Origin of the sequence: Vibrio salinus (genome assembly GCF_021272385.1) — a bacterium.
Taxonomy (GTDB): domain Bacteria; phylum Pseudomonadota; class Gammaproteobacteria; order Enterobacterales; family Vibrionaceae; genus Vibrio; species Vibrio salinus.
In genome coordinates this window covers 1-6621 of record NZ_JAJSDZ010000004.1, presented here as the reverse complement: position 1 = coordinate 6621, position 6621 = coordinate 1, and the positions used below count along the sequence as shown (strand labels likewise).

Annotated in this window: 1 protein-coding gene; it reads left to right on the top strand. The window is 58.7% G+C overall.

Annotation, left to right across the window (positions count from 1 at the left end; all coding sequences use genetic code 11):
* Window positions 1-6621, top strand: a 6621-nt coding sequence (locus tag LRQ06_RS00180; RefSeq protein WP_232764404.1) for a hypothetical protein, incomplete at both ends; no start/stop codon positions are given.

The window sequence follows — 6621 nt, the reverse complement described above, 5'->3', positions numbered from 1 at the left end:
CACGCTAGAAAGCACAGGTGATGATGACATCTACAACAACGCGGAAGTGGGCGAAGATGGCACCGTGACGGCGACCATCAGCTTGCCAGACGACTTCGATGCGGCGAACGACACGTTGACCATCAACGGTGAAGAATACAGCTTGTCTGCGGATGAAATCGCCGCGGGTTCCGTGACAGTCGAAGTGGCTCCGGAAGGCACAGTGACCGCGCAAATCACCGATGCGGCGGGTAACACGTCGACGCAAGCGAGCGAGACAGCGGCGGCAGCGGACACAGAAGTGAAAGCACCGACCATCACGCTAGAAAGCACAGGTGATGATGACATCTACAACAACGCGGAAGTGGGCGAAGATGGCACCGTGACGGCGACCATCAGCTTGCCAGACGACTTCGATGCGGCGAACGACACGTTGACCATCAACGGTGAAGAATACAGCTTGTCTGCGGATGAAATCGCCGCGGGTTCCGTGACAGTCGAAGTGGCTCCGGAAGGCACAGTGACCGCGCAAATCACCGATGCGGCGGGTAACACGTCGACGCAAGCGAGCGAGACAGCGGCGGCAGCGGACACAGAAGTGAAAGCACCGACCATCACGCTAGAAAGCACAGGTGATGATGACATCTACAACAACGCGGAAGTGGGCGAAGATGGCACCGTGACGGCGACCATCAGCTTGCCAGACGACTTCGATGCGGCGAACGACACGTTGACCATCAACGGTGAAGAATACAGCTTGTCTGCGGATGAAATCGCCGCGGGTTCCGTGACAGTCGAAGTGGCTCCGGAAGGCACAGTGACCGCGCAAATCACCGATGCGGCGGGTAACACGTCGACGCAAGCGAGCGAGACAGCGGCGGCAGCGGACACAGAAGTGAAAGCACCGACCATCACGCTAGAAAGCACAGGTGATGATGACATCTACAACAACGCGGAAGTGGGCGAAGATGGCACCGTGACGGCGACCATCAGCTTGCCAGACGACTTCGATGCGGCGAACGACACGTTGACCATCAACGGTGAAGAATACAGCTTGTCTGCGGATGAAATCGCCGCGGGTTCCGTGACAGTCGAAGTGGCTCCGGAAGGCACAGTGACCGCGCAAATCACCGATGCGGCGGGTAACACGTCGACGCAAGCGAGCGAGACAGCGGCGGCAGCGGACACAGAAGTGAAAGCACCGACCATCACGCTAGAAAGCACAGGTGATGATGACATCTACAACAACGCGGAAGTGGGCGAAGATGGCACCGTGACGGCGACCATCAGCTTGCCAGACGACTTCGATGCGGCGAACGACACGTTGACCATCAACGGTGAAGAATACAGCTTGTCTGCGGATGAAATCGCCGCGGGTTCCGTGACAGTCGAAGTGGCTCCGGAAGGCACAGTGACCGCGCAAATCACCGATGCGGCGGGTAACACGTCGACGCAAGCGAGCGAGACAGCGGCGGCAGCGGACACAGAAGTGAAAGCACCGACCATCACGCTAGAAAGCACAGGTGATGATGACATCTACAACAACGCGGAAGTGGGCGAAGATGGCACCGTGACGGCGACCATCAGCTTGCCAGACGACTTCGATGCGGCGAACGACACGTTGACCATCAACGGTGAAGAATACAGCTTGTCTGCGGATGAAATCGCCGCGGGTTCCGTGACAGTCGAAGTGGCTCCGGAAGGCACAGTGACCGCGCAAATCACCGATGCGGCGGGTAACACGTCGACGCAAGCGAGCGAGACAGCGGCGGCAGCGGACACAGAAGTGAAAGCACCGACCATCACGCTAGAAAGCACAGGTGATGATGACATCTACAACAACGCGGAAGTGGGCGAAGATGGCACCGTGACGGCGACCATCAGCTTGCCAGACGACTTCGATGCGGCGAACGACACGTTGACCATCAACGGTGAAGAATACAGCTTGTCTGCGGATGAAATCGCCGCGGGTTCCGTGACAGTCGAAGTGGCTCCGGAAGGCACAGTGACCGCGCAAATCACCGATGCGGCGGGTAACACGTCGACGCAAGCGAGCGAGACAGCGGCGGCAGCGGACACAGAAGTGAAAGCACCGACCATCACGCTAGAAAGCACAGGTGATGATGACATCTACAACAACGCGGAAGTGGGCGAAGATGGCACCGTGACGGCGACCATCAGCTTGCCAGACGACTTCGATGCGGCGAACGACACGTTGACCATCAACGGTGAAGAATACAGCTTGTCTGCGGATGAAATCGCCGCGGGTTCCGTGACAGTCGAAGTGGCTCCGGAAGGCACAGTGACCGCGCAAATCACCGATGCGGCGGGTAACACGTCGACGCAAGCGAGCGAGACAGCGGCGGCAGCGGACACAGAAGTGAAAGCACCGACCATCACGCTAGAAAGCACAGGTGATGATGACATCTACAACAACGCGGAAGTGGGCGAAGATGGCACCGTGACGGCGACCATCAGCTTGCCAGACGACTTCGATGCGGCGAACGACACGTTGACCATCAACGGTGAAGAATACAGCTTGTCTGCGGATGAAATCGCCGCGGGTTCCGTGACAGTCGAAGTGGCTCCGGAAGGCACAGTGACCGCGCAAATCACCGATGCGGCGGGTAACACGTCGACGCAAGCGAGCGAGACAGCGGCGGCAGCGGACACAGAAGTGAAAGCACCGACCATCACGCTAGAAAGCACAGGTGATGATGACATCTACAACAACGCGGAAGTGGGCGAAGATGGCACCGTGACGGCGACCATCAGCTTGCCAGACGACTTCGATGCGGCGAACGACACGTTGACCATCAACGGTGAAGAATACAGCTTGTCTGCGGATGAAATCGCCGCGGGTTCCGTGACAGTCGAAGTGGCTCCGGAAGGCACAGTGACCGCGCAAATCACCGATGCGGCGGGTAACACGTCGACGCAAGCGAGCGAGACAGCGGCGGCAGCGGACACAGAAGTGAAAGCACCGACCATCACGCTAGAAAGCACAGGTGATGATGACATCTACAACAACGCGGAAGTGGGCGAAGATGGCACCGTGACGGCGACCATCAGCTTGCCAGACGACTTCGATGCGGCGAACGACACGTTGACCATCAACGGTGAAGAATACAGCTTGTCTGCGGATGAAATCGCCGCGGGTTCCGTGACAGTCGAAGTGGCTCCGGAAGGCACAGTGACCGCGCAAATCACCGATGCGGCGGGTAACACGTCGACGCAAGCGAGCGAGACAGCGGCGGTCGAAGTGGCTCCGGAAGGCACAGTGACCGCGCAAATCACCGATGCGGCGGGTAACACGTCGACGCAAGCGAGCGAGACAGCGGCGGCAGCGGACACAGAAGTGAAAGCACCGACCATCACGCTAGAAAGCACAGGTGATGATGACATCTACAACAACGCGGAAGTGGGCGAAGATGGCACCGTGACGGCGACCATCAGCTTGCCAGACGACTTCGATGCGGCGAACGACACGTTGACCATCAACGGTGAAGAATACAGCTTGTCTGCGGATGAAATCGCCGCGGGTTCCGTGACAGTCGAAGTGGCTCCGGAAGGCACAGTGACCGCGCAAATCACCGATGCGGCGGGTAACACGTCGACGCAAGCGAGCGAGACAGCGGCGGCAGCGGACACAGAAGTGAAAGCACCGACCATCACGCTAGAAAGCACAGGTGATGATGACATCTACAACAACGCGGAAGTGGGCGAAGATGGCACCGTGACGGCGACCATCAGCTTGCCAGACGACTTCGATGCGGCGAACGACACGTTGACCATCAACGGTGAAGAATACAGCTTGTCTGCGGATGAAATCGCCGCGGGTTCCGTGACAGTCGAAGTGGCTCCGGAAGGCACAGTGACCGCGCAAATCACCGATGCGGCGGGTAACACGTCGACGCAAGCGAGCGAGACAGCGGCGGCAGCGGACACAGAAGTGAAAGCACCGACCATCACGCTAGAAAGCACAGGTGATGATGACATCTACAACAACGCGGAAGTGGGCGAAGATGGCACCGTGACGGCGACCATCAGCTTGCCAGACGACTTCGATGCGGCGAACGACACGTTGACCATCAACGGTGAAGAATACAGCTTGTCTGCGGATGAAATCGCCGCGGGTTCCGTGACAGTCGAAGTGGCTCCGGAAGGCACAGTGACCGCGCAAATCACCGATGCGGCGGGTAACACGTCGACGCAAGCGAGCGAGACAGCGGCGGCAGCGGACACAGAAGTGAAAGCACCGACCATCACGCTAGAAAGCACAGGTGATGATGACATCTACAACAACGCGGAAGTGGGCGAAGATGGCACCGTGACGGCGACCATCAGCTTGCCAGACGACTTCGATGCGGCGAACGACACGTTGACCATCAACGGTGAAGAATACAGCTTGTCTGCGGATGAAATCGCCGCGGGTTCCGTGACAGTCGAAGTGGCTCCGGAAGGCACAGTGACCGCGCAAATCACCGATGCGGCGGGTAACACGTCGACGCAAGCGAGCGAGACAGCGGCGGCAGCGGACACAGAAGTGAAAGCACCGACCATCACGCTAGAAAGCACAGGTGATGATGACATCTACAACAACGCGGAAGTGGGCGAAGATGGCACCGTGACGGCGACCATCAGCTTGCCAGACGACTTCGATGCGGCGAACGACACGTTGACCATCAACGGTGAAGAATACAGCTTGTCTGCGGATGAAATCGCCGCGGGTTCCGTGACAGTCGAAGTGGCTCCGGAAGGCACAGTGACCGCGCAAATCACCGATGCGGCGGGTAACACGTCGACGCAAGCGAGCGAGACAGCGGCGGCAGCGGACACAGAAGTGAAAGCACCGACCATCACGCTAGAAAGCACAGGTGATGATGACATCTACAACAACGCGGAAGTGGGCGAAGATGGCACCGTGACGGCGACCATCAGCTTGCCAGACGACTTCGATGCGGCGAACGACACGTTGACCATCAACGGTGAAGAATACAGCTTGTCTGCGGATGAAATCGCCGCGGGTTCCGTGACAGTCGAAGTGGCTCCGGAAGGCACAGTGACCGCGCAAATCACCGATGCGGCGGGTAACACGTCGACGCAAGCGAGCGAGACAGCGGCGGCAGCGGACACAGAAGTGAAAGCACCGACCATCACGCTAGAAAGCACAGGTGATGATGACATCTACAACAACGCGGAAGTGGGCGAAGATGGCACCGTGACGGCGACCATCAGCTTGCCAGACGACTTCGATGCGGCGAACGACACGTTGACCATCAACGGTGAAGAATACAGCTTGTCTGCGGATGAAATCGCCGCGGGTTCCGTGACAGTCGAAGTGGCTCCGGAAGGCACAGTGACCGCGCAAATCACCGATGCGGCGGGTAACACGTCGACGCAAGCGAGCGAGACAGCGGCGGCAGCGGACACAGAAGTGAAAGCACCGACCATCACGCTAGAAAGCACAGGTGATGATGACATCTACAACAACGCGGAAGTGGGCGAAGATGGCACCGTGACGGCGACCATCAGCTTGCCAGACGACTTCGATGCGGCGAACGACACGTTGACCATCAACGGTGAAGAATACAGCTTGTCTGCGGATGAAATCGCCGCGGGTTCCGTGACAGTCGAAGTGGCTCCGGAAGGCACAGTGACCGCGCAAATCACCGATGCGGCGGGTAACACGTCGACGCAAGCGAGCGAGACAGCGGCGGCAGCGGACACAGAAGTGAAAGCACCGACCATCACGCTAGAAAGCACAGGTGATGATGACATCTACAACAACGCGGAAGTGGGCGAAGATGGCACCGTGACGGCGACCATCAGCTTGCCAGACGACTTCGATGCGGCGAACGACACGTTGACCATCAACGGTGAAGAATACAGCTTGTCTGCGGATGAAATCGCCGCGGGTTCCGTGACAGTCGAAGTGGCTCCGGAAGGCACAGTGACCGCGCAAATCACCGATGCGGCGGGTAACACGTCGACGCAAGCGAGCGAGACAGCGGCGGCAGCGGACACAGAAGTGAAAGCACCGACCATCACGCTAGAAAGCACAGGTGATGATGACATCTACAACAACGCGGAAGTGGGCGAAGATGGCACCGTGACGGCGACCATCAGCTTGCCAGACGACTTCGATGCGGCGAACGACACGTTGACCATCAACGGTGAAGAATACAGCTTGTCTGCGGATGAAATCGCCGCGGGTTCCGTGACAGTCGAAGTGGCTCCGGAAGGCACAGTGACCGCGCAAATCACCGATGCGGCGGGTAACACGTCGACGCAAGCGAGCGAGACAGCGGCGGCAGCGGACACAGAAGTGAAAGCACCGACCATCACGCTAGAAAGCACAGGTGATGATGACATCTACAACAACGCGGAAGTGGGCGAAGATGGCACCGTGACGGCGACCATCAGCTTGCCAGACGACTTCGATGCGGCGAACGACACGTTGACCATCAACGGTGAAGAATACAGCTTGTCTGCGGATGAAATCGCCGCGGGTTCCGTGACAGTCGAAGTGGCTCCGGAAGGCACAGTGACCGCGCAAATCACCGATGCGGCGGGTAACACGTCGACGCAAGCGAGCGAGACAGCGGCGGCAGCGGACACAGAAGTGAAAGCACCGACCAT